The following is a 22,356-nucleotide window of genomic DNA, read 5'->3' as shown; positions in this document are numbered from 1 at the left end:
CGCGTCCAGGTAGTCCACCGTGGTCGCGCCGGGCGTGACCGCCTCAGCGGTGCGGGCGCCCACCGCCCCCCAAGCCCCCCCGCAAAAAGTCTTCTCCCCCCCCCCCCCCCCTTCCTCCCCCCCCCCCCCCCCTTCGACGTCCGGGGGGGGCCAGGACCACAGGGACCGCACCGGAGGGATGCACGCCCGTGAGCAACAGCAGCAAGGGCTGGGGCATAGCCATCGCCGCCTGCGTGGGGCTGTGGATGATCCAGAACGGTTCGGGCGAGGTCACACCGCCCGTGCCGTCGGCCGCGCAGGCCTTCGCCGCCGGGCCGAGCGTCCACACCGACGCCGCCGCCGATCCGCTGCCGCCCTCCGAGCCCGTACGGCTGCGCATCCCCGAGATCGACGTGGACGCGCCCCTGACGGGTCTCGGGCTCGACGCGGCCGGCGCGCTCGACGTGCCGCCGGCGGCCGACCGCAACCTGGCCGGCTGGTACGAGGACGGAACGCGGCCCGGAGCCAAGGGCACCGCGATCGTCGCCGGGCACGTCGACAACGCGCAGGGCCCGGCCGTCTTCTACGCGCTCGGCGCGCTGAAGAAGGGCCACCGCATCGAGGTGGACCGGCAGGACGGCCGCACCGCCGTGTTCACCATCGACGCGATCGAGGTCTACGAGAAGGACCGCTTCCCGGACGACAAGGTGTACGGGGAGGCGGACCGGGCCGAGATCCGGGTGATCACCTGCGGCGGTGGCTTCTCCCGGAAGTCCGGCGGCTACCAGGGCAACGTCGTCGCCTTCGGCCACCTCATCGGCGTCCGCTGAGCCTCAGCTCCACTGGTCGAAGGCGAGCTTCGCGACCAGCGAGAAGACGACCACGAGCAGCACGCCGCGCACGAACTCGGCGCCCTTGCTCAGCGCCATGCGCGCGCCGACCATGCCGCCGGCCAGGTTGAAGACGGCCATGACCGCCGCCAGCAGCCACATCACATGGCCCTGGTAGGCGAACATGGCGAGCGCGCCCGCGTTGGTGCAGACGTTGACGATCTTGGCGGTGGCGGAGGCCGTCACCAGGTCGAGATGGAGCACGGCGGTCAGCGCGAGCACCAGGAAGGTGCCGGTGCCGGGCCCGAAGAGGCCGTCGTAGAAGCCGATGCCGCCGCCGACCACGACGATCGCGGTGACGATCCTGGCCCGGGTGAGCGGCGGCCGGTCGGCGCCCTCCGGGCGGGTGCCGAAGGACGGCCGGAGCATCACGAAGGCGGCCACCCCGAGCAGCACCACCATGATCACCGGTCGCAGCACGTCGTTGCTGATGCCGGCCGCGAAGAAGGCGCCGCCCATCGACCCCGCGAGCGCGGCGAGCCCGATCCGCACCGCCGTCCCCACCTTCACCGGTGCCTTGCGCACATAGGTGACGGCCGCGCCGGAGGTGCCGACGATCGCCACGGCCTTGTTGGTGCCGAGGACCTGCGCGGCCGGCACCTGCGGCAGCCCGAGCAGCAGCGCGGGCAGCAGGAGCAGCCCGCCGCCGCCGACCACGGCGTCGATCCAGCCGGCGACCAGCGCCGCGAGACAGAGCAGGACCAGAGTGGTCAGGGTGATGTCAGGCATGGTCGTGAGCCTAGGCGGCCGACGCGCGGGTGGTCCCTCAGTCCCGGGACTCTTGAGCAACGTCAGAGGTTACGGCCCCGGGGCCGTGCCCGCGGTCCGGCGCGGGCGGCGCGGCCGGATCGAGCGTGACGGTCAGCAGGGTGGCGGCGAACGCCCCCGCCGCGAGCAGCGTTCCGGCGACCCGCCGTCGCAGCACGTCGGCCGGATGCACCCGGGCGGCACGGTGGGCGGGCGCCCGGCCCCCGGTGGTCCGGCCCCCGGTGGCCCGGCGAGCAGCGGCCCGGCGCGCGGCGCCGCGTGGAGCGGCGGCCCGGTGACGTGGGGTGCGGTCACTGCGCATGGCTGAAGTCCTCGCTGTGGATGCGGTGGGCCGGCACCCCGGCCCGGATCAGGGATGCGGTGGCCGCCCGGGCCATCCCCGGCGGCCCGCACAGATACACGTCGTGGGCGGCGAGGTCCGGCACCAGGTTGCGCAGGGCGCGCGGGGCGAGGGGGTCGAAGGGATCGCCCGAGCGGCCGAGGAGGTAGTGCAGGGCGGCCCGCCGCTCCCGGGCGATCGCCTCCAGCTCCTCACGGAGCACGAGTCCGCTCGCGTCGGAGGCGCGGTAGAGCAGGGTGAGGTCGCCGGGGCCGCCGGGCAGCGTCTCGAACAGGGCGCGCAGCGGCGTGATGCCGACGCCGCCGGCGAGCAGGAGGACCTTGCGACGGGTGCGGCGGTGGGCGGTGAGCGCGCCGAAGGGCCCGGTGGCGAGCACCCGGGTGCCGGGGCGCAGCCGGCGGATCCGGCGGGTGTGGTCCCCCAGCGCCTTCACGGTGATCCGCAGGGTGTCGTCGCGGACGGGCGCGGACAGCGAGAACGGCAGGGCGGTGGACCACAGGCCGGGCCGCAGGAACCGCCAGCGGAAGAACTGCCCGGGTTCGGCCCTCAGCTCGGCCACTCCCCTGCCGCGGACGAGCACCGAGACGACGTCGGGGCTCTCGGCCCGCACCTCGGCGACCCGCAGTCCGTGCCGCAGCGCCCGCCGTACGGGCACGACGATCCGGTACCAGACGAGCAGGACGGCGACGGTCGCGTGGGCCATCGACCAGAGCCAGCCGAGGAGCGGCGAGGAGGCCAGGTCGGGCCCGGCGAGCTGGTGCACGAAGCCGAGGGCGGCGGCGAGGTGGCTGAGCAGATGGAGCCCGCGCCAGGTCTCGTGCCGGATCCGGCGGCGTACGTACGGGGCGGAGGAGACGCCGACGGCGGCGAACAGCAGCGTGCCCGCGCAGGCGGCGGCGAGCCACGGGTAGCGGAGCAGGCCGCGGCCCGCGGTGACCAGGTCGGTGCCGGTGTGGGCGGCGTAGCCGCACAGGGCGAGCAGCGCGTGGGCGGCGACCAGCCCGAGGACGTACCGGCCGCCGACGGCGTGCCAGCGGGCGAGCCGGTCGGCGCCGACCCCGTGCTCGACGGCCGGGACCCGGGCCATGAGCAGCAGCATGACGAGCACCCCGTACCCGGCGAGCAGGCCGGTGAGATGGGCACCGCCGGCGAAGAACGCGTCGAGCCGGGCGGACGGCCGGGCCTGCGCGCCCCAGCAGAGCGCGACGCCCCCGGCCCCGGCGACGATCGCGCCGCGCAGCCGCCCGGGCGCGAGGCGGGGCGCCGGCGGCTCGGGCGCGGAGGGCCGCCCGGCGGGCGCGGCCGGAGCCGTGAAGGGCACGCGCAGCGGGGTGTAGAGCGGGTGGTGGGACTCGGTGGTCACGTCCGGCACCCTAGGGCGGCCCGTATACGCCGGCCGCCCGTCCGGCGCCGTCGCGGCGATCCTTAAGGCGGTCTTGAGCAGGCCCTCACGGCCGGTTAAGCCTCACAGTGCGGCGGGGCCGCCGTGAGATCAGCGTTCCGTGCGGGAAACAGTCGGGATGCCGTCGGGAAACACCCGCCGCGCACGCTTCCGGGTATGAGTACACGGATCGTGGTGGTCGGGGGCGGAACGGCGGGCGCCCGGCTCGCCCAGCGCCTGCCGGTGACCCTGCTCGGCGAGGAGCCGTACGCACCGTACAACCGGCTGCTGCTCGCGGACGTCCTCGCCGGCCGCTACGGCCCCGAGGTGATCGCGCTGCCCGAGCCGCGGGAGCCCTCGCGGCTCGGGGTGCGGGCGGTGCGGATCGACCGCGCGGCCCGCACGGTGGAGTGCGCGGACGGCTCCCTCGTCCCGTACGACCGGCTGGTCCTGGCGACGGGCTCGGCACCGGTGCTGCCTCCGCTGCGGGGCCTGCGCGGCGCGGAACTCCCGTCCGGCGTGCACCCGTTCCGTACGCTCGACGACTGCCTCGCGCTGCGCGGCCTGGTCGGCCCCGGCGTGCGGGCGGTGGTGATCGGCGGCGGTCTGCTCGGCGTCTCCGCGGCCCGCGCGCTCGCCGCGCTCGGCGCCGAGGTGATGCTCACCCAGCAGGGCGAGCGCCTGATGGAGCGCCAGCTGGACGAGCACTCCTCGGCCCTGCTGCGCACGCACATGGAGGAGCTGGGCGTCGAGGTCCACACCGAGTGCCGGGTGAGCGGTCTGCGGCAGCGGGACGGCGCGGTCACCGCCGTCGAACTCGCCGACGGTTTCGTCCTGGACGCCCAGGTGGTGGTCCTGGCGTGCGGTGTCCGGCCGCGCGTGGCGCTGGCCCGCGAGGCCGGCCTGGACGTCCGTACGGGCGTCGTGGTCGACGACGAGCTGCGCACGTCGGACCCGTACATCCACGCGATCGGCGACTGCGCCGAGCACGACGGCACGGTCTACGGCCTGGCCGGCCCGGCCCTCGACCAGGCGGACGTCCTGGCGGACCTGCTCCGCACGGGCGCCGCCCCGGGCGCCGCGGACGGCCCCCGCTACACCGGCACCCGTGCCCTCACCCGCCTCACCCTCGGCGGCGCCGCCGACGCCCTCGACCTCGCGGCGTTCGGCGAGACCACCCCCGCCCCCGGCGACGACGTCGTGCAGCTCACGGACGCGACCCGCCGGGCCTACCGGAAGGTCGTCGTCCGTGGCGACCGGCTCGTCGGCGGCGTGCTCCTCGGCGATCTCGCCGCGGTCGGCACGCTCGCCCGGGCCTGGGAGGGCGACGAGGCCCTGCCCGACGCCCCCCTGCTGCACCTGCTCACCCACGACGGAGGCTCCTGAGATGACGACCTCGACCACCCCCACCATCGTCCTGGTCGGCCACGGCATGGTCGGCCAGCGGTTCCTGGAGGCGCTCGCGGAGCGGGGCGTCACCGCGCGGGCCCGCGTCGTGGTGCTCTGCGAGGAGCCCCGTCCCGCCTACGACCGCGTCCAGCTGACCTCGTACTTCTCCGGCAGGACGCCGGACGACCTGTCGATGGTCGAGGACGGCTTCATGGAGAAGCACGGCATCGAGCTGTACACGGACGACCCGGCCGTCGCGGTCGACCGGGAGGCCCGCACGGTCACCGCCCGCTCGGGACTGGTCTTCGGGTACGACACCCTCGTCCTCGCCACCGGCTCCTACCCCTTCGTGCCGCCCGTGCCCGGCAAGGACGCCCGCGGCTGCTTCGTCTACCGGACGATCGAGGACCTGCTGGCGATCGAGGAGTACGCGAAGGACAAGGCCACCGGCGCGGTCGTCGGCGGCGGTCTGCTCGGTCTGGAGGCGGCCGGCGCCCTGAAGGGCCTCGGACTCGACACCCACATCGTGGAGTTCGCGCCGCGCCTGATGCCGGTGCAGGTCGACGAGGGCGGCGGCGCGGCGCTACTGCGCACGATCGAGCAGATGGGGCTGACCGTCCACACCGGCACGGGCACCCAGGAGATCGTCACCGAGGACGGCGTCGTGACGGCCATGCGCCTGTCGGACGGCTCCGAACTGGCCACGGAGATGGTGGTGTTCTCGGCGGGCGTCCGGCCGCGCGACCAGCTGGCCCGCGACTGCGGCCTGGACGTGGGCGAGCGCGGCGGCATCGCCGTCGACGAGCTGTGCCGGACCTCCGACCCGACGGTGTTCGCGATCGGCGAGTGCGCGCTGGCCTCGGACGGCCGGGTGTACGGCCTGGTGGCGCCGGGCTACGAGATGGCGCAGACGGCGGCGGCGACGATCGCCGGCCTCGAAGGGGAGGACACGAAGGGCTTCACCGGCGCCGACCTGTCGACCAAGCTGAAGCTGCTCGGCGTGGACGTGGCCTCGTTCGGCGACGCGCACGGCACCGCCGAGGGCTGCCTGGACGTCGTCTACTCCGACTCGCGCTCCGGGATCTACAAGAAGCTCGTCGTCGACGGCGAGGGCCGGCTGCTCGGCGGCGTGCTGGTCGGCGACGCCGAGTCGTACGGCATGCTGCGCCCGCTCACCGGCAGCAGGCCGCCGGTCTCGCCGGAGCAGCTGGTGCTCCCGGCCGGCGTGGGCGCGCCGGTCGCGCTCGGCCCCTCCGCGCTGCCGGACGACGCCGTCATCTGCTCCTGCCACAACGTGACCAAGCACGCGATCACCCAGTGCACGAGCCTCCCCGAGGTGAAGAAGTGCACCAAGGCCGGTACCGGCTGCGGCAGTTGCGTGAAGGTGATCGAGAAGCTGCTGCCGGCGGCCACCGACAAAGGGCTCTGCGGCTGCTTCTCGTACACCCGCAGCGAGCTCTACGAGATCGCCCGCACGCTGCGCGTGACCTCGTTCGCCGCGCTCCTCGACTCGCACGGCCGTGAGGCGGCCAAGGGCGGCGAGGGCTGCGAGGTGTGCAAGCCGACGGTCGGCTCGATCCTCGCCTCCCTCAACAACGGGTACATCCTCGACGGCGAGCAGGCCGCGCTCCAGGACACCAACGACCACTTCCTCGCCAACATGCAGCGCAACGGCTCCTACTCGGTCGTGCCGCGCATCCCCGGCGGCGAGATCACTCCCGAGAGGCTGATCGTGATCGGCGAGGTGGCCCGCGACTTCGGCCTCTACACGAAGATCACCGGCGGTCAGCGGATCGACCTCTTCGGGGCGCGGGTCGACCAGCTCCCCTCGATCTGGACCCGGCTGGTCGACGCGGGCTTCGAGTCGGGGCACGCGTACGGCAAGGCGCTGCGCACCGTGAAGTCCTGCGTGGGACAGACCTGGTGCCGCTACGGCGTGCAGGACTCGGTGCGGATGGCGATCCAGCTGGAGCTGCGCTACCGCGGCCTGCGCGCCCCCCACAAGCTGAAGTCGGCGGTCTCGGGCTGCGCCCGCGAGTGCGCGGAGGCCCAGTCGAAGGACTTCGGGATCATCGCGACGGCGAGCGGCTGGAACCTGTACGTGGGCGGCAACGGCGGTGCGACCCCGCGCCACGCGGACCTGCTCGCCCAGGACCTGTCGGACGCCGAACTGGTGCGGCTGATCGACCGGTTCCTGATGTTCTACATCCGCACCGCCGACCGCCTGGAGCGGACCTCGACGTGGCTGGAGCGCCTGGAGGGCGGCCTCGACCACCTGCGGGACGTGATCGTGAACGACTCGCTGGGCCTGTGCGACGAGCTGGAGGCGCTGATGGCGGCGCACGTCGCGGACTACCAGGACGAGTGGGCGGCCACCCTGGACGACCCCGACCGGCTGCGGCGGTTCGTGTCCTTCGTCAACGCGCCGGACGCGCCGGACCCCTCCGTGCGGTTCGTGCCGGAGCGCGACCAGATCAAGCCGGACCTGGAGATCCTCACGATCGGCACCCTGGAAGGAGCCACCTCCCGATGACGACGCTCGAACTCTCGCCGTCCGACGACTCGTGGATGACGGTCTGCGAGGAGTCCCGGCTCACCCCGGGCCGGGGTGTGGCGGCGCTGCTGCCGGACGGCCGGCAGGCCGCGGTCTTCAAGGACCGGGCGGGCCGGACGTACGCGATCGACAACCGCGACCCGTTCACGGGGGCGCAGGTGCTTTCGCGCGGCCTGATCGGCTCGGCGGACGGCCGGCCGTTCGTGGCCTCGCCGCTCCTGAAGCAGCGCTTCGACCTGGAGACGGGCCGGTGCCTGGACGACGACGAGGTGACGGTGGCGGTCTATCCGGTCCGCACGGTCTGACACGACCATCTGTCTTGACCGATCGTTCCAGTAAGACGTAGCGTCTCCTCGTGGCCAGGACCAAGGAATTCGATCCCGACGCCGCGCTCCAGGCAGCCCTCGAACTGTTCTGGGCGCGCGGCTACGAGGCGACGTCGATGGCGGACCTCGTCGAGCACCTCGGCATCGGCCGTGCCAGCCTCTACGCGACCTTCGGCAGCAAGCACGAGCTGTACATGAAGGCCCTGGAGCGCTATCTGGAGACCCGCGACCCGCGGATCATGGCGGAGCTGTCCGCCCCGGGCCCGGCACTGCCGGCCGTGCGCGCCCTGGTGCGCCGGTTCGCGGCGGAGGCCGGGACCGACGGGGTCCGCCAGAACGGCTGCCTCGTCACCAACTCGGCGGCCGAACTGGCCCCGCACGACGGGGCGGTGGCACGCCGGGTGGAGCTGAGCTGGGAGCAGGTCGAGACCCTGCTGCACAGCGCGCTCAGCCGCGCCAGGGCGCAGGGCGAGCTGCCGGAGGACCGTGATCCGCGGACGCTCGCCCGGATGCTGCTCGTGCTGATGCAGGGGCTGCGGGTGGTCGGCAAGGCGTCGAGCGACCCGGCCCGGGTGCGGGACGCGGCGGAGCAGGCGCTGGCACTGCTGGACTGAGCACGCTTCTCCTGAGGGGCGCCTTCGGGCGCCCTTTTCCAGGCCCGAATAACAGAACGTACGGTCAAGTTTCAGAAGCCAAGCCCTGGAGGCATCATGTCCCGTTTCGCCGACCGCACCGCCCTCGTCACCGGCGCCGGCAGCGGCCTCGGCCGGGCCATCGCCCTGGCCTTCGCCGCCGAGGGCGCCAACGTGGCGGTCGCCGGCCGCGGTGCGGCGGCCCTCGACGAGACGGTGGCCCTGATCGGGGCCGCGGGCGGCACGGCCCGCGCGTTCACCGCCGACGTCGCCGTCGCCGACGACATGCACCGTCTCGTACGGGACACGGTCGCGGCCTTCGGCGGGCTCGACGTCGCCGTCAACAACGCCGGGGTGTTCCGCGGCGGCCACAGCGCCGCCGACTTCCCGCTGGACGACTGGCAGACGCTGCTCGACATCAACGTCACGGGCGTCCTGCACGCGCTCCAGGCGGAGATCGCCCACATGCGCGCCCACGGCGGCGGGTCGATCGTCAACATCGCGTCCAACCTGGGCGCCCACGTCCGCGTTCCGGGTCTGTTCGGCTACCAGGTGTCCAAGGCGGCCGTCTCCGCGATCACCCGGGCCGCCGCCCGTGACCACATCGGCGAGGGGATCCGGATCAACGCGGTGAGCCCCGGGGCCTCGGAGTCCTCGATGTCGCTGCGGCCCGGCGAGACGGAGGCCGAGCGGGAGGTCCGGATGAAGGAGCAGTCGCCGCTCGGGCGGATCTCCTCGGCGGCCGAGATCGCGGCCGCGGTGCTGTACCTCGCCTCGGACGCGGCGGGCTCCGCCGTCGGCACGGACCTGGTGATCGACGGCGGCGTCTCGGCCTGACGTACGCGGTGCCGGCTCAGCCCTGCGAGGCCTCGCCCTCGGCGGCCGCCACGTCCATCCAGAAGACCTCCCAGTGGTGGCCGTCCGGGTCGGCGAAGGAGCGCCCGTACATGAAGCCCATGTCCATCGGTTCCTTCGCCGGGCTGCCGCCCGCGGCCAGCGCCTTCTCGGCGAGCTCGTCGACCTTTTCGCGGCTCTCGGCGCTCAGCGTGATCAGCACCTCGGTGTTCTTGGTGGCGTCGGAGATCTCCTTGCCGGGAGCGGTGAAGCTCCGGAACTTCTCCTCGGTGAGCAGCATCGCGAAGATCGTGTCGCTGATGACCACGCACGCGGCGGTCTCGTCCGTGAACTGCGGGTTGATCGAGTAGCCGAGCCGCTCGTAGAAGGCCTTGCTGGCGTCGAGGTCCCTCACCGGCAGGTTCACGAAGATCATCTGCGGGGCCATGGTGTCACTCTCTCTTCCGTAGGAGCCGTGTCGGCGCTTTCGGGAGTTAAGACGGGCGGGCCCGCCGGAACTCATCGGCAGCTCGGCACCTTCCTCGGAAATCTTTTCCGCTCAGGCCGCCGACCGCAGCCTGAGCGCCGCCAGCGGCACGAAGCCGCCGCTGCCGCCGACGCCCTCGGGCGCGTCGGTGGACGCGTCCCGCCCGCCGAGCCGCCGGAGCATGGCGACGGCGATCCGCTCGCCCTGCGCCTTGGCGCGCTCGGCGACCGGGCCCTGGTGGAGGCCGTCGACCGTGGCGTGCCACAGCTGCACCCAGCGGCCGAAGTGGGCAGCGGTGAGCGGTCGCGCCGAGTGCAGGGCGGCATGCGGCCCGAAGGCGTCGCGCCGGTACTCGGCACCGCGGAAGAGCGCACGCTCCCAGAAGTCGGTGATCCTCGGCAGGTGGGTGCCGAGGTCGGTGCCGGCGATCTCGGTGAAGTACGGCCCGATGAGCGGGTCGGCGAAGGCCGCTTCGTAGAAGCGGCGCAGCAGGACGTCAAGGTCGTCGCGGGAGCCGATGTCACGGACGGCACGGGTGGCACGCATACGGCAAGAATCCCCGATCGACCCCGGACGGGACCAGTGCCGAAGGTCCCTGGGCCCGCCTCAGAGCGTCCAGCGGCGGACGGTGTCCGTGGCGCCGTCGTACGTGAGCCAGGTGCCGTCACCGAGGGGCCGGACCTCGCTGTCGACCGTGCCCGAGGGGTAGTCGACGCGTCCGCGTATCGCCAGGGTGCGGGCGTCGAGGAGCCAGGTGCCGTACTGATCCGGGTCCTCGGCGTACTCGATGCCGGTGGTCGCGAGCACGGTGTCACCGTCCAGGAATCCGCAGCCCCAGTCCCACTGGGGCTCGTCCTCGTCGTCGGCCGCGGGGGCGTCGGCCTCGGCGAGCACCTCGCCGTCGAGGGCGTGCAGCTGGAGGTCGTTGCCGTAGTGCTCGACGGTCAGGAAGCCGGGGTGCGCGGGGTGGACGTCGATGAGGATGCGGTCGAGGCCGTCGTTCAGCTGCTGGTGGACCGTGAGCTCCTGCCCGTCCCAGCGGCCCCAGTACACGAGGACGCCGTCCTGTCCCATCCCGATGCCGAGGCCCATGTGGACCCCGTCGGGGTGGGAGAGGTGGTTCGAGCCCGAGGCGACGGAGTCCAGCGTCAGCCGGGCCAGCTCACGGCCGTCGCGCGCGTCCAGGACGACCCAGCACTCCTCGTACTCCCCCGCGTCCACGACGTGCGCCCACACCAGTCGTCCGTCGTCGGAGACCCGGCAGGAGCCGGACTCGATGCTCGGGCAGATCTGCCGTTCGTCACCGTCGTGCGGATGGTCGAGCCGCTGGTCCCAGCAGCCGTGCCCGTACGTCCAGAGCGTCGTGCCGTCGGCCGCGACGGCCCGGACCGACCGCTGGCCGGAGAACACGGCGAAGGTGCCGTCCGGCCCCACCGAGTGGGCACCCCGGCGCCAGCCGGGCCAGGGCAGCGGGAAGACGGCGGTCGGGGCCGACTCACCCGCCAGCAGGGCCGAGAGGTCATGCACCGCGAGTTCGGTCTCGTGCGTGAGCAGGGCCCGGGACGAGCCGTCCGCGCGGCTCTCGAAGGCGAAAGGGCTGACCAGGGCCGAACGGCCCGGAAGCATGGCCGAGTTGATCAGGCGGGCGACGAAGTCCATGCCCCGGAACCTAGCGCGCGCCACCGACACCCCGCCCCCGCGCCCCCGCCCCGCCTCCTCCCCGTCACCGCCCGTTGACGCCCGGTCAACTCCGTACCCCTAGGTTCCGGAAGCGCGCGAACCCGCCGCCGACCGGTGCGGCGGTTCACCCCCTCTCTCAGGAGTGAGACGTGGAGCGACGCAGTTTCCTGCGTGGTGCGGTCATCGGTACGTCGGCCGCCGCCTTCGGCGGCAGCCTCTGGGCCGGGTCGGCGTCCGCCGCGCCCGCCCAGCCCGGCGCCGGCCCCTACGGGGCCCTCGGCGCGGCGGACGCCAACGGCATCCAGCTGCCCGCCGGTTTCACCAGCCGGGTGATCGCCCGGTCCGGCCAGACGGTCCCGGGCACCTCGTACACCTGGCACAACGCCCCCGACGGCGGCGCCTGCTTCGCCGACGGAACGGGTTGGATCTACGTGTCCAACTCGGAGATCAACCCGAGCGGCGGCGCGAGCGCCGTGAAGTTCAGCTCGACCGGCGCCGTCACCGGCGCCTACCGCATCCTCTCCGGCACGCGGCAGAACTGCGCGGGCGGCAAGACGCCGTGGAACACCTGGCTGTCCTGCGAGGAGGTCAGCCTCGGCTACGTGTACGAGACCGACCCGTACGGCGTGAACGCGGCCGTCCGCCGCGACGCCATGGGCAAGTTCAAGCACGAGGCGGCCGCGGCCGACCCGGTGCGCCGGGCGATCTACCTCACCGAGGACGAGTCGGACGGCTGCTTCTACCGCTTCCTGCCCACCACCTGGGGCAACCTCTCCTCCGGCACGCTCCAGGTCTTCAAGGCCGGCACCGCCACCTCCGGCACCTTCACCTGGCAGACGGTCCCGGACCCGGACGGCGCGCCGACGACGACCCGCAACCAGGTCTCCGGCGCCAAGCGGTTCAACGGCGGCGAGGGCTGCTACTACGCGAACGACACCGTCTGGTTCACGACCAAGGGCGACAACCGGGTCTGGCAGGTCAACCTGGCGGCCGGCACGTACGAACTGGCCTACGACGACTCGCTGGTGGCCGGCGGCGGCGCGCCGCTGACCGGCGTGGACAACGTCACCGGCTCGTCCTCGGGCGACCTGTTCGTCGCCGAGGACGGCGGCAACATGGAGATCTGCGTCATCACGCCGGACGACGTCGTCGCGCCGTTCCTGCGGATCAACGGCCAGTCCTCCTCCGAGATCACCGGACCGGCCTTCTCCCCCGACGGCCGCCGGCTGTACTTCTCCAGCCAGCGCGGCACCAGCGGCAGCTCGTCGGGCGGCATCACCTACGAGGTGACCGGCCCGTTCCGCGCGTAGGCGGTCCGCTCGTAGGCGGGAGCCTGCACCGTGCCCTGGGCGCCGTTTCCTCCGAGGAGGGCGGCGCCCAGCGGCGTCAGGGTGTGCAGGACCGCGTTGCCGTGGCGCAGCGTGGCCACCAGGCCGGCCTCCCGCAGGACGCCGGCGTGCTGGCTCGCGGAGGCGAGGGACACCCCGGCCCGGCGGGCGAGTTCGCTGGTGGTGCCGCCGTCGCCGATGGCGTTCAGGACGGCCGAGCGGGTGTGCCCGACCAGCTTGGCGAGCGACGGCAGGCCCGGGGTCCGTACGGTCGGCGCCTCGCAGTGGGTGATCGGGTAGACCAGGACCGGCGGCAGCTCGGGGTCGCGCAGCACGACCGGGGTGCCGCGGCAGAAGTACGAGGGCTGGAGCAGCAGCCCGCGCCCGTCGAGGTGGACGTCGCGGTCGACCGGGTAGTCGGCCTCCAGGACGGGGCTGCGCCAGCGCAGCATCGTCGGCAGTGACGCGAGGAGTTCGTCGGCCCCGCCGTCGAGCAGGGCCCGGCCGCGGCGGGCCCGGTCGGCCTCGACCCGGGCCTGGATGTGGGACCAGTACGGTTCGACGGCGGCCCGGTGGTACGCGCGCAGCGCGGTGAGGAGCCGGCCGAGCATCCCGGAGCCGCCGTCGGCGAGGGCCCGCAGGGTGGACGGGACGGCGGGGCGCCCGGAGCGGGCGGCGCCGATCAGGGCGAGCTCGGAGCGGAGCCGTGCGGGCGGCGTGGCGCGGACGGCGTCAAGCCCCTCGTCGAGGCCGAGGATGCCCTGGGGCGGGGTGAGGAAGTCGGGGAAATAGCCGCGGCTCGGGACGAGCGCGGCCAGCAGCCGGGTCTCGCCGCCCAGCCGTATCCGGGCTTCGGACCGCCATTCCCCGTAGACCACGGAGCCGCGCCGGTCCCTTAAACGGTGAAAACTGAGAATCGTTTCCCACAGAACGTCCGGCTGTGCGGCCATCCGCACCCCCGCCAAGTCGTTTCCGGTGAAATGAATCCGCAGCATGGAACCCCCACCTGTGCACTCGCAACCACCCCCGCGGACGAGTATGCACATCATCACTGCACGTTACCAGGGTGTTTCAGCCACACTTGAAAAGCCTCGCGGCGAACGGCCGGGAACCGAAAAGCTGTGCACGTCGGACGGGAAACCTTCAGGACCGAGGTGACGCGACGAAGACCGTGGGGGGCTTTGGCGCGTCCGGCGGCGGTCGGCGAGGGTTGCGGCTCACCCGCCCGACGAACCCAAAGGGCGCGACCTCCGGGTGGGGATCCGGAGGTCGCGCCCGTCCCATTCTTTGCGAATGTTCAAGGACGAATAATTCAATGTTCGCCCGCGCATGAGTTGAACAGGAACCCACATTTCCCCAACGATCATGCAACAGTCCAACGGGACGAAATACGACGGGGCGGACACCTCCGCACAAGGTGTCCGCCCCGTCTCTCCTGGAAACCGGAGCCGCCGCCCATCGGTTTGAGGGTCGGGGACGAACGGCGGCTCCGGTGGTCTTTGCTACTGAACCGAAGGTCAGCGGCTGTCGCTGCCCTTCGACTCGGCCGCCGCGCGACCGGCCTCCAGGCGCGCCACCGGGATCCGGAACGGCGAGCAGGAGACGTAGTCGAGGCCCACCTCGTGGAAGAAGTGCACCGACTCCGGGTCACCGCCGTGCTCGCCGCAGACGCCGAGCTTGATGTCCGGGCGGGTGGCGCGGCCGGCCTCGACGGCCTGGCGGACCAGGGAGCCCACGCCGTCCTTGTCGATGGTCTCGAAGGGGCTGACGCCGAAGATGCCCTTCTCCAGGTACGCGGTGAAGAAGCTGGCCTCCACGTCGTCGCGGGAGAAGCCCCAGACCGTCTGGGTGAGGTCGTTGGTGCCGAAGGAGAAGAACTCGGCGGCCTCGGCGATCTGACCGGCGGTCACGGCGGCGCGCGGCAGCTCGATCATGGTGCCGAGCGCCAGCTTCAGCTCGATCCCGGTCTGCGCCTGGACCTCGGCGATGACCGCCTCGGCCTCCTCGCGGACCAGCTCCAGCTCCTGGACGGTGCCGACGAGCGGGATCATGATCTCGGCGCGCGGGTCGCCCTTGGCGTCGATGCGCTGGGCGGCGGCCTCGGCGATGGCGCGGACCTGCATGGTGAACAGGCCGGGGATGACCAGGCCGAGGCGGACGCCGCGCAGACCCAGCATCGGGTTCTGCTCGTGCAGCCGGTGCACGGCCTGGAGCAGGCGCAGGTCGTTCTCGTGCGGCTCCTTGCGGGCCTCGGCGAGGGCGACGCGCACCGACAGCTCGGTGATGTCGGGCAGGAACTCGTGCAGCGGCGGGTCGAGCAGGCGCACGGTGACCGGCAGGCCGTCCATCGCCTCGAAGAGCTCGACGAAGTCCTGCTTCTGCAGGGGCAGGAGGGCCTTCAGCGACTCCTCGCGCTCCTCGTCGGTGTCGGCGAGGATGAGGCGCTCGACGTACTGGCGGCGCTCGCCGAGGAACATGTGCTCGGTGCGGCACAGGCCGATGCCCTGGGCGCCGAAGCGACGGGCGCGCGAGGCGTCCTCGGCGTTGTCGGCGTTGGCGCGGACGCGCAGGCGGCGGACGCGGTCGGCGTAGGCCATGATCCGGTGCACGGCCTGGACCAGCTCGTCGGCGTCGTCGGCGCCGGCGTGCATGCGGCCCTCGAAGTACTCGACGACCGGGGACGGCACGACGGGTACCTCGCCGACGTACACCTTGCCGGTGGAGCCGTCGATGGAGACGACGTCGCCCTCCTCGATGACCACGCCGGAGGCGGTGGTCATGCGGCGGCGCTTGGTGTCGACCTCGAGCTCCTCGGCGCCGCAGACGCAGGTCTTGCCCATGCCGCGGGCGACGACGGCGGCGTGCGAGGTCTTGCCGCCGCGGGAGGTGAGGATGCCCTCGGCGGCGATCATGCCGTCCAGGTCGTCCGGGTTGGTCTCACGGCGGATGAGGATGACCTTCTCGCCGGAGCGGGACCACTTGACGGCCGTGTACGAGTCAAAGACGGCCTTGCCGACGGCGGCGCCCGGGGAGGCGGCGATGCCGCGCCCGATCTGCTCGACCTTCGCGTTCTCGTCGAACTTCGGGAACATCAGCTGGGCGAGCTGGGCACCGTTGACGCGCTGCAGCGCCTCGGCCTCGTCGATGAGGCCCTGGTCGACGAGCTGGGTGGCGATGCGGAAGGCGGCACCGGCGGTGCGCTTGCCGACGCGGGTCTGCAGCATCCACAGCTGGCCGCGCTCGATGGTGAACTCGATGTCGCACAGGTCCTTGTAGTGCGTCTCGAGCGTCTCCATGATCTGCATGAGCTGGTCGTACGACTTCTTGTCGATCGACTCGAGCTCGGCGAGCGGCACGGTGTTGCGGATGCCGGCGACGACGTCCTCGCCCTGCGCGTTCTGCAGGTAGTCGCCGTAGACGCCCTGGTGGCCGGAGGCGGGGTCGCGGGTGAAGGCGACGCCGGTGCCGGAGTCCGGGCCGAGGTTGCCGAAGACCATGGAGCAGACGTTGACGGCGGTGCCGAGGTCGTGCGGGATGCGCTCCTGGCGGCGGTACAGCTTCGCGCGGTCGCCGTTCCAGGAGTCGAAGACGGCCTTGATGGCCAGATCCATCTGCTCGCGCGGGTCCTGCGGGAAGTCGCGGCCGGTCGCGGTCTTGACGATCTTCTTGAACTGCTTGACGAGCTTCTTCAGGTCGGCGGCGTCGAGGTCGGTGTCGCTGGTGACCTTCTTGGCGGCCTTGGCCTCGTCGAGGGCGTCCTCGAAGAGCTCGCCGTCCACGCCGAGGACGGTCTTGCCGAACATCTGGATCAGGCGGCGGTACGAGTCCCAGGCGAAGCGCTCGTTGTCGGCCTGCGCGGCGAGGCCCTCGACGGACTTGTCCGAGAGGCCGATGTTGAGGACGGTGTCCATCATGCCGGGCATCGAGAACTTGGCGCCGGAGCGGACGGAGACGAGCAGCGGGTTGTCGGCCTGGCCGAGCTTCTTGCCCATCTTCTGCTCAAGGGCGTCGAGGTGCGCGCTGACCTCGTCGCGGAGCTCGGCCGGCTCGGAGCCGCTGTCGAGGTAGGTCTTGCACGCCTCGGTCGTGATCGTGAAGCCGGGAGGAACCGGGAGACCGAGGTTGGTCATCTCGGCCAGGTTCGCGCCCTTGCCACCGAGGAGATCCTTCAGATCCTTGTTGCCCTCGGTGAAGTCGTACACGAACTTCTGATCATTGTTTTCCGACACGGGTCTCGACTCCTCGACGACTCGGTTGGCTGCCCTGACGGCGAGGAACATACCCAGATCGAAGGCGTCTGGGGAGGTACGCCTACCGGTCATCCGGTCTTAACCACCCGTCCGCCAGCACTTCGAAAGTAACTGACGGGTAGCTTCCGCTTTCAGACCCCGAAGGCCACTTGACCCGAAGCAGGCGTACGACGCTCAGATGAGCGCGTAATCCAGCATCTGCGTTCAACTCTTGAACGCAAAAAGGGTGGCACCCAGTGCCACCCTTCAAGCGGGAGAGAAGCCCGTAACCTGCTCATCTGAGCGGGACCCCTATCAGGGGTGGCGAGAATCACTCGCCCGAGAGCCCTCCGAGGAGCCCGGATCTCAGCCTCCGGACGTGTCCAGCTCGGCGTCCTCGCTGATCCCGGCGCAGTCGTACGGGTCCTTCAACCAGCCGTCCGGCAGGACGACCCGGTTGTTTCCGGACGTACGGCCGCGCGGGCCGTCCGCGCCCGCCGGCCACGGCTGGTCCAGGTCGAGCTCGCTCAACTGAGCGCGCAGCTCGTCCAGGGACGAGGTGATCGCCAGCCTCTTGCGCATCTCCGAACCGACCGAGAAGCCCTTCAGGTACCAGGCCACGTGCTTGCGGAAGTCGATGACACCGCGCGTCTCGTCGCCGATCCACTCGCCGAGCAGCGTCGCGTGCCGCACCATCACCTCGGCGACCTGCCGCAGCCCGGGCGTCGCATAGGCTCCCGTGCCCTCGAAGCCCGCCACCAGGTCGCCGAACAGCCACGGGCGGCCCAGGCAGCCGCGGCCCACGACCACGCCGTCGCAGCCGGTCTCGCGCATCATCCGCAGCGCGTCGTCCGCCGACCAGATGTCGCCGTTGCCGAGCACCGGGATCTCCGGCACGTGCTCCTTCAGACGGGCGATGGCGTCCCAGTCGGCCGTGCCGCCGTAGTGCTGGGCGGCCGTCCGGCCGTGCAGGGCGATCGCCGTGACGCCCTCCTCGACCGCGATCCGGCCCGCGTCCAGATACGTGATGTGGTCGTCGTCGATGCCCTTGCGCATCTTCATCGTGACCGGCAGGTCGCCCGCGTTCGTCACGGCCTCGTGCAGGATCGCCCGCAGCAGCGGCCGCTTGTACGGCAGCGCGGAGCCGCCGCCCTTGCGGGTGACCTTGGGCACCGGACAGCCGAAGTTCAGGTCGATGTGGTCGGCCAGGTCCTCGTCGACGATCATCCGCACGGCCTTGCCGACGGTCACCGGGTCCACTCCGTACAGCTGGATCGACCGCGGCTTCTCGGTCGCGTCGAAGTGGATGAGCTGCATCGTCTTCTCGTTGCGCTCGACCAGTGCCCGCGTCGTGATCATCTCGCTGACGAACAGACCCTTCCCTCCGGAGAACTCACGGCAGAGGGTGCGGAAGGGGGCGTTGGTGATGCCGGCCATCGGGGCGAGCACCACCGGCGGCTGCACGATGTGCGGCCCGATGGCGAGAGGGGAGAACACGGTCATTCGCCCATTGTCCCGCACTGCGCAAGTCCTTAGACAGCCGTACGATCCGCACATGCCCGGTCCCCCGCCGTCCGAGCCCACGAAGCCGCCGCTCAGCCGCTCCCGACGCCGGCTCGTCCTCGCGATCTGCTGCATGAGCCTGCTGATCGTCAGCCTGGACAACACCGCGCTCAACGTGGCGCTGCCCTCGATGCGGCGCGATCTCGACGCCTCCGTCTCCGGCATGCAGTGGACCATCGACGCCTACACGCTCGTGATCGCCTCGCTGCTCATGCTCTCCGGCTCCACCGCCGACCGGATCGGCCGCCGCAAGGTCTTCACCACCGGCCTCGTGCTCTTCGTCCTCGGCTCGCTGCTCTGTTCGCTCGCGCCGACCCTGGAGGCCCTCGTCGCCTTCCGGATGGTGCAGGCCGTGGGCGGCTCCATGCTGAACCCGGTCGCCATGTCGATCATCACCAACACCTTCACCGAACCGGCCGAACGCGCACGTGCCATCGGCGTCTGGGGCGCGGTCGTCGGCGTCTCCATGGCGGCCGGGCCGCTCGTGGGCGGTCTGCTCGTCGAGTCGGTCGGCTGGCGGGCCATCTTCTGGGTGAACCTGCCGATCGGCCTCGCCGCGCTCGCCCTCACCCTCCGCCACGTCCCCGAGTCCCGAGCGCCACGGCCCCGCCGGCCCGACCCGGTGGGCCAGGTCCTGGTGGCGGTGCTGCTCGGCTCCCTCACGTACGCGATCATCGAGACCAGCGCGCTCTTCGCCGGCGTCGCCGCGCTCGCCCTCCTCGGCGTCCTGATCTACGAGCCGAGGCGTCGTGAGCCCCTGATCGACCTGCGGTTCTTCCGCAGCGCGCCGTTCAGCGGCGCCACCGTGACCGCCGTCTGCGCCTTCGCCGCGCTCGGCGCCTTCCTCTTCGTCAACACCCTGTACCTCCAGGACGTCCGCGGCCTGTCCCCCCTGCACGCCGGGCTCTCCATGCTGCCGATGGCGGCGATGACCTTCGTCTTCGCGCCGCTGTCCGGCCGCCTGGTCGGGGCGCGCGGCCCCCGGCCCTCCCTGCTGCTCGCGGGCGCGGCGATGGCCACCGGCGCGCTGCTGTTCGCCGCCTTCCACGCGGAGACCAGCACGCCGCTGCTCTTCACCGGCTACGTCATCTTCGGCATCGGCTTCGGCCTGGTGAACGCGCCGATCACCAACACCGCGGTGTCGGGCATGCCCCGCGCCCAGGCCGGGGTCGCGGCGGCCGTGGCCTCCACCAGCCGCCAGACCGGGCAGACGCTGGGCGTCGCCGTGGCCGGCGCGGTCCTGTCCGCGGGCCTGGCCTCGGCCGCGACCTACACGACCGAGGGCTTCGTCGAGGCGAGCAAGCCGGTGTACTGGGTCGTCACCGGCTGCGGCCTGGCGGTGCTGCTCGCCGGGGCGGTCAGCAGCGGCCCGTGGGCGCGGCGCACGGCGGAGCGGACGGCGCGGCGGCTGCAGGCGGAGGAAGCCGGGGCTCAGGCGACGGCGAGGGCGTCCTCGCCCTGACGGGCCCGGGCGGTCTCCTCCGCCCGGACCAGCGCCTGCAGCCGCTCGATCCCGGCCCGGCTCGCCTCGTCGACCGGTACGTACGTGACCAGGCGCGGGCCGGCGGCGGGGCCGAGCCACAGGTTGTTGTGCTCCAGGCGGAGCAGGCCGACGTGGGCGTTGTCGATGAGCTTGACACGACCGGACTGGTCGACCACGTCGTGCCGCGCCCAGATCTCGCGGAACTCGGGCGAAGCCTCCTCCAGCCGCTGGAGCAGCGCCTTCCAGGCCGGTTCGGCGAGGTGCTCGGCCATGGCGGCCCGCAGCTTGCCGGCCAGCGCGCGCAGCACCTCCGGCAGGTCGGTGACGGCGGCCCGGAACTCCGCGTTGGTGAAGGCCAGCCACAGGCTGTTGCGCTCCTCGCGGGGCAGCGCGTCCAGGTCGCAGAAGAGCCGCCCGAAGGTGCGGTTGTGGGCGAGGAAGTCGTAGCGGCTGTTCTGCACGGCGGCCGGGATCGGCTCCAGCTGGTCGAGCAGGGCGCGCAGCGAGGGCGTGACGGTCGGGCAGGGCGTCTCGGGGTGCGGGTCGGACTGCCCGGCGAGGGAGAAGAGGTGGGTGCGCTCGGTCGGGTCGAGCAGCAGGGCGCCGGCGAGGGCGTCGAGCACCTGCGGGGACACCTGGATCGGCCGGGCCTGCTCCAGCCACGTGTACCAGGTGACGCCGACCGCGGAGAGCTGGGCGACCTCCTCGCGGCGCAGTCCCGGGGTGCGGCGGCGCCGGCCGCGGGGCAGCCCGACCTGTTCGGGGCTGATCCGCTCACGCCTGCTGCGCAGGAAGGCGGCGAGCTCGTGCCGCCGGACGTCGGTGTCCCGGGCCGCGCCGCCCGCGGCCCCCGTACCCGCCGCGCCGGACGTGCCCGCCGTACCTGCCGTGTCGAGCGTCATGACGGTCATGCTCCCAGGGTGCCGGGGCTCTCAGCCTGTTGCCAGGTAGTGCTTGTACCAGGATAAATCCACTCTGGTACCAGGTTGATCCGGGCGCGAGGCTCGATCACGTGACTACGACAACCTCCACGTCCGCCGCCCGTACCGCCGTACCGGTCGTCGACCACGCCCGCCCGGCGCTCGGCTCGCTCGGTCTGTTCACCGTGCTGCTCGGTGCGGCGCTGCCGCTGATCGACTTCTTCATCGTCAACGTCGCCCTGCCCACCATCGACCACGACCTGAACGCGGGACCGGCGATGCTGGAGCTGGTCGTCGCCGGCTACGGCCTCGCGTACGCCGTCCTGCTCGTGCTCGGCGGCCGGCTGGGCGACCAGTTCGGCCGGCGCCGGCTCTTCCTCGCCGGCATGGCCGCCTTCGGCCTCACCTCCCTCGCCTGCGGCCTCGCGCCGGACGCCTGGACGCTGGTGGGCGCCCGGGTGGCACAGGGTGCCGCGGCCGCGCTGATGCTGCCGCAGGTGCTCGCGACGATTCACTCCTCGACGTCCGGCGCCCGGCACGCACGGGCGCTCAGCCTCTACGGGGCGACCGCCGGCCTCGCCATGGTGGCCGGCCAGATCCTGGGCGGCGTGCTCGTCGCCGCCGACGTCGCCGGCACCGGCTGGCGGTCGATCTTCCTGGTGAACGTGCCGGTGGCGCTGCTCGGCCTCGTGCTCGCGGCCCGCGGCGTGCCCGAGACCCGCTCGGACCGGCCCGCGCCGGTCGACCTGCCCGGCACCCTGCTGCTCGCGGTCGCGCTGCTCACCCTGCTCGCCCCGCTGACCGAGGGCCGGGCGGCCGGCTGGCCGCTGTGGACCTGGGTGGCGCTGGCCGTCTTCCCGTTCGCGGCCGGCGCGTTCTGGTGGGTCGAGGTACGGGCGGACCGCGCGGGCCGTACGCCGCTGGTGCCGCCGAGCCTGCTCGGCCTGGTCTCGCTGCGCCGGGGCCTCGCGGTGGTGCTGCCGCTGTCGCTGGGCTTCAGCGGCTTCATGTTCGTGATCGCGATCTCGCTCCAGCAGGGCCTCGCGATGGGCGCGGTCGCCTCCGGCCTGGCGCTGGTGCCGATGGCGGTCGCCTTCTTCGGCGCCTCGCTCGCGGGTCCTCGGCTCATCGGGCGCTGGGGCGCGACCCGCGTGGTCCCGGCGGGTGCGGTGCTGCAGGCGCTCGGCATCGGCCTCATCGCCTGGACGGTGTGGCGCGGCTGGCCCGACCTGTCGGTGTGGAGCCTGCTGCCCGGCATGGCGGTCGCGGGCCTGGGCCAGGGACTCCAGCTGCCGGTGCTGTTCCGCGTGGTGCTCTCGGAGGTGCCGGCGGAGCGGGCGGGCGTCGGCAGCGGCGTGATGGTCACGACGCAGCAGTCGGCGCTGGCGCTGGGCGTGGCGACGCTGGGCTCGCTCTTCCTCTCCCTCGGCTCCTCCCCCGCCGACATGGGCTCGGCGCTGACGACGACGCTCCTGGTGCAGCTGGGCGTGGTGGCGCTGACGCTGCTGCTAAGCCTGCGCCTCCCGGCGAAGAACGGACACGGAGAGACATCGAGCGACTGACAGATATTGAA

18 protein-coding genes are annotated in these 22,356 nt (G+C 72.5%); 9 read left to right on the top strand and 9 right to left on the bottom strand.

Annotated features, from left to right (window positions below):
• Window positions 1-188 precede the first annotated feature (188 nt).
• Complete coding sequence (locus tag ACFWJO_RS04360; protein WP_386863301.1) at window positions 189-809, top strand: class F sortase; 621 nt, start codon at window positions 189-191, stop codon at window positions 807-809.
• 3 nt (window positions 810-812) lie between these two features.
• On the opposite strand, the gene ACFWJO_RS04355 is transcribed toward ACFWJO_RS04360, so the two are convergent.
• Both ACFWJO_RS04355 and ACFWJO_RS04350 read right to left on the bottom strand, forming a co-directional pair.
• Window positions 813-1,598 carry a sulfite exporter TauE/SafE family protein gene (locus tag ACFWJO_RS04355; RefSeq protein ID WP_386863300.1) on the bottom strand — a complete coding sequence of 262 codons (786 nt, stop codon included), beginning with the start codon at window positions 1,596-1,598 and terminating at the stop codon, window positions 813-815.
• A 329-nt stretch (window positions 1,599-1,927) separates the two neighbouring features.
• Window positions 1,928-3,349, bottom strand: coding sequence for a ferric reductase-like transmembrane domain-containing protein (locus ACFWJO_RS04350; protein ID WP_386863299.1), 1,422 nt, complete (start codon window positions 3,347-3,349; stop codon window positions 1,928-1,930).
• A gap of 186 nt (window positions 3,350-3,535) precedes the next feature.
• Between ACFWJO_RS04350 and ACFWJO_RS04345 the strand changes: the two genes are divergently transcribed.
• The 5 genes from ACFWJO_RS04345 (at window position 3,536) to ACFWJO_RS04325 (ending at window position 9,096) form a co-directional block, all read left to right on the top strand.
• Window positions 3,536-4,744 carry an NAD(P)/FAD-dependent oxidoreductase gene (locus ACFWJO_RS04345; RefSeq protein WP_386863298.1) on the top strand — a complete coding sequence of 403 codons (1,209 nt, stop codon included), beginning with the start codon at window positions 3,536-3,538 and terminating at the stop codon, window positions 4,742-4,744.
• A 1-nt stretch (window position 4,745) separates the two neighbouring features.
• Window positions 4,746-7,280, top strand: a complete 2,535-nt coding sequence (gene nirB / locus ACFWJO_RS04340) for a nitrite reductase large subunit NirB (RefSeq protein WP_386863297.1) — start codon at window positions 4,746-4,748, stop codon at window positions 7,278-7,280.
• Complete coding sequence (gene nirD, locus ACFWJO_RS04335; protein WP_386863296.1) at window positions 7,277-7,606, top strand: nitrite reductase small subunit NirD; 330 nt, start codon at window positions 7,277-7,279, stop codon at window positions 7,604-7,606. The genes nirB and nirD overlap by 4 nt, the downstream gene beginning before the upstream one ends.
• 50 nt (window positions 7,607-7,656) lie before the next feature.
• On the top strand, window positions 7,657-8,241 hold the full coding sequence (locus ACFWJO_RS04330) for a TetR/AcrR family transcriptional regulator (protein ID WP_386863295.1): 585 nt from the start codon (window positions 7,657-7,659) through the stop codon (window positions 8,239-8,241).
• Between the two features lie 96 nt (window positions 8,242-8,337).
• Window positions 8,338-9,096, top strand: a complete 759-nt coding sequence (locus ACFWJO_RS04325; protein ID WP_386863294.1) for an SDR family NAD(P)-dependent oxidoreductase — start codon at window positions 8,338-8,340, stop codon at window positions 9,094-9,096.
• Between the two features lie 16 nt (window positions 9,097-9,112).
• Here ACFWJO_RS04325 and ACFWJO_RS04320 read toward each other — a convergent pair whose 3' ends face one another.
• The 3 genes from ACFWJO_RS04320 to ACFWJO_RS04310 all read right to left on the bottom strand — a co-directional run bounded on the left by ACFWJO_RS04320 (window position 9,113) and on the right by ACFWJO_RS04310 (window position 11,239).
• Entirely contained in the window at window positions 9,113-9,541 is a 429-nt protein-coding gene (locus ACFWJO_RS04320) for a VOC family protein (protein ID WP_386863293.1), read from the bottom strand.
• Window positions 9,542-9,652: 111 nt separating this feature from the next.
• Window positions 9,653-10,126 carry a group III truncated hemoglobin gene (locus tag ACFWJO_RS04315; protein ID WP_386863292.1) on the bottom strand — a complete coding sequence of 158 codons (474 nt, stop codon included), beginning with the start codon at window positions 10,124-10,126 and terminating at the stop codon, window positions 9,653-9,655.
• A 60-nt stretch (window positions 10,127-10,186) separates the two neighbouring features.
• Window positions 10,187-11,239 (bottom strand): hypothetical protein, encoded by a 1,053-nt coding sequence (locus ACFWJO_RS04310; RefSeq protein WP_386863291.1) that lies wholly within the window; start codon window positions 11,237-11,239, stop codon window positions 10,187-10,189.
• 170 nt (window positions 11,240-11,409) lie between these two features.
• Here ACFWJO_RS04310 and ACFWJO_RS04305 point away from each other — a divergent pair, with 170 nt between their 5' ends.
• Window positions 11,410-12,570 carry an alkaline phosphatase PhoX gene (locus tag ACFWJO_RS04305; protein WP_386863290.1) on the top strand — a complete coding sequence of 387 codons (1,161 nt, stop codon included), beginning with the start codon at window positions 11,410-11,412 and terminating at the stop codon, window positions 12,568-12,570.
• Here ACFWJO_RS04305 and ACFWJO_RS04300 read toward each other — a convergent pair.
• The 3 genes from ACFWJO_RS04300 to dusB form a co-directional block, all read right to left on the bottom strand.
• The gene (locus ACFWJO_RS04300) at window positions 12,540-13,583 is read right to left on the bottom strand and encodes an ArsR/SmtB family transcription factor (protein ID WP_386863289.1); all 1,044 of its coding nucleotides are present in this window, start codon (window positions 13,581-13,583) and stop codon (window positions 12,540-12,542) included. The two genes, ACFWJO_RS04305 and ACFWJO_RS04300, sit on opposite strands and share 31 nt — an antisense overlap.
• A 522-nt stretch (window positions 13,584-14,105) precedes the next feature.
• A complete protein-coding gene (ppdK, locus tag ACFWJO_RS04295) occupies window positions 14,106-16,817 on the bottom strand; it encodes a pyruvate, phosphate dikinase (RefSeq protein ID WP_386863288.1) in 2,712 nt (903 codons plus the stop codon).
• A gap of 366 nt (window positions 16,818-17,183) precedes the next feature.
• Window positions 17,184-18,320: a tRNA dihydrouridine synthase DusB gene (gene dusB / locus ACFWJO_RS04290; protein ID WP_386863287.1), complete on the bottom strand. Its 1,137-nt coding sequence runs from the start codon at window positions 18,318-18,320 to the stop codon at window positions 17,184-17,186.
• 52 nt (window positions 18,321-18,372) lie between these two features.
• On the opposite strand from dusB, the gene ACFWJO_RS04285 reads away from it, so the two are divergent.
• Window positions 18,373-19,842 carry an MFS transporter gene (locus ACFWJO_RS04285; RefSeq protein WP_386863286.1) on the top strand — a complete coding sequence of 490 codons (1,470 nt, stop codon included), beginning with the start codon at window positions 18,373-18,375 and terminating at the stop codon, window positions 19,840-19,842.
• Here the strand turns inward: ACFWJO_RS04285 and ACFWJO_RS04280 are convergent.
• Window positions 19,812-20,765 carry a helix-turn-helix domain-containing protein gene (locus tag ACFWJO_RS04280; RefSeq protein WP_386863322.1) on the bottom strand — a complete coding sequence of 318 codons (954 nt, stop codon included), beginning with the start codon at window positions 20,763-20,765 and terminating at the stop codon, window positions 19,812-19,814. The two genes, ACFWJO_RS04285 and ACFWJO_RS04280, sit on opposite strands and share 31 nt — an antisense overlap.
• A gap of 110 nt (window positions 20,766-20,875) precedes the next feature.
• Between ACFWJO_RS04280 and ACFWJO_RS04275 the strand changes: the two genes are divergently transcribed.
• A complete protein-coding gene (locus tag ACFWJO_RS04275; RefSeq protein ID WP_386863285.1) occupies window positions 20,876-22,345 on the top strand; it encodes an MFS transporter in 1,470 nt (489 codons plus the stop codon).
• Window positions 22,346-22,356 lie beyond the last annotated feature (11 nt).

Source organism: Streptomyces sp. NPDC127092 (assembly GCF_042722475.1).
Lineage (GTDB): Bacteria > Actinomycetota > Actinomycetes > Streptomycetales > Streptomycetaceae > Streptomyces.
The sequence above is the reverse complement of the archived record's forward strand: the minus strand, read 5'-3'. Positions and strand labels throughout refer to the sequence as shown.

Excerpts from the sequence above, each read along its gene's own strand:
- ACFWJO_RS04320 (WP_386863293.1), bottom strand. The coding sequence starts at position 9,541 with ATGGCCCCGCAGATGATCTTCGTGAACCTGCCGGTGAGGGACCTCGAC.
- ACFWJO_RS04315 (WP_386863292.1), bottom strand. The coding sequence starts at position 10,126 with ATGCGTGCCACCCGTGCCGTCCGTGACATCGGCTCCCGCGACGACCTT.
- nirB (WP_386863297.1), top strand. The coding sequence starts at position 4,746 with ATGACGACCTCGACCACCCCCACCATCGTCCTGGTCGGCCACGGCATG.
- ACFWJO_RS04285 (WP_386863286.1), top strand. The coding sequence starts at position 18,373 with ATGCCCGGTCCCCCGCCGTCCGAGCCCACGAAGCCGCCGCTCAGCCGC.
- ACFWJO_RS04280 (WP_386863322.1), bottom strand. The coding sequence starts at position 20,765 with ATGACGCTCGACACGGCAGGTACGGCGGGCACGTCCGGCGCGGCGGGT.
- ACFWJO_RS04355 (WP_386863300.1), bottom strand. The coding sequence starts at position 1,598 with ATGCCTGACATCACCCTGACCACTCTGGTCCTGCTCTGTCTCGCGGCG.
- ACFWJO_RS04325 (WP_386863294.1), top strand. The coding sequence starts at position 8,338 with ATGTCCCGTTTCGCCGACCGCACCGCCCTCGTCACCGGCGCCGGCAGC.
- nirD (WP_386863296.1), top strand. The coding sequence starts at position 7,277 with ATGACGACGCTCGAACTCTCGCCGTCCGACGACTCGTGGATGACGGTC.
- dusB (WP_386863287.1), bottom strand. The coding sequence starts at position 18,320 with ATGACCGTGTTCTCCCCTCTCGCCATCGGGCCGCACATCGTGCAGCCG.
- ACFWJO_RS04345 (WP_386863298.1), top strand. The coding sequence starts at position 3,536 with ATGAGTACACGGATCGTGGTGGTCGGGGGCGGAACGGCGGGCGCCCGG.
- ACFWJO_RS04300 (WP_386863289.1), bottom strand. The coding sequence starts at position 13,583 with ATGCTGCGGATTCATTTCACCGGAAACGACTTGGCGGGGGTGCGGATG.
- ACFWJO_RS04310 (WP_386863291.1), bottom strand. The coding sequence starts at position 11,239 with ATGGACTTCGTCGCCCGCCTGATCAACTCGGCCATGCTTCCGGGCCGT.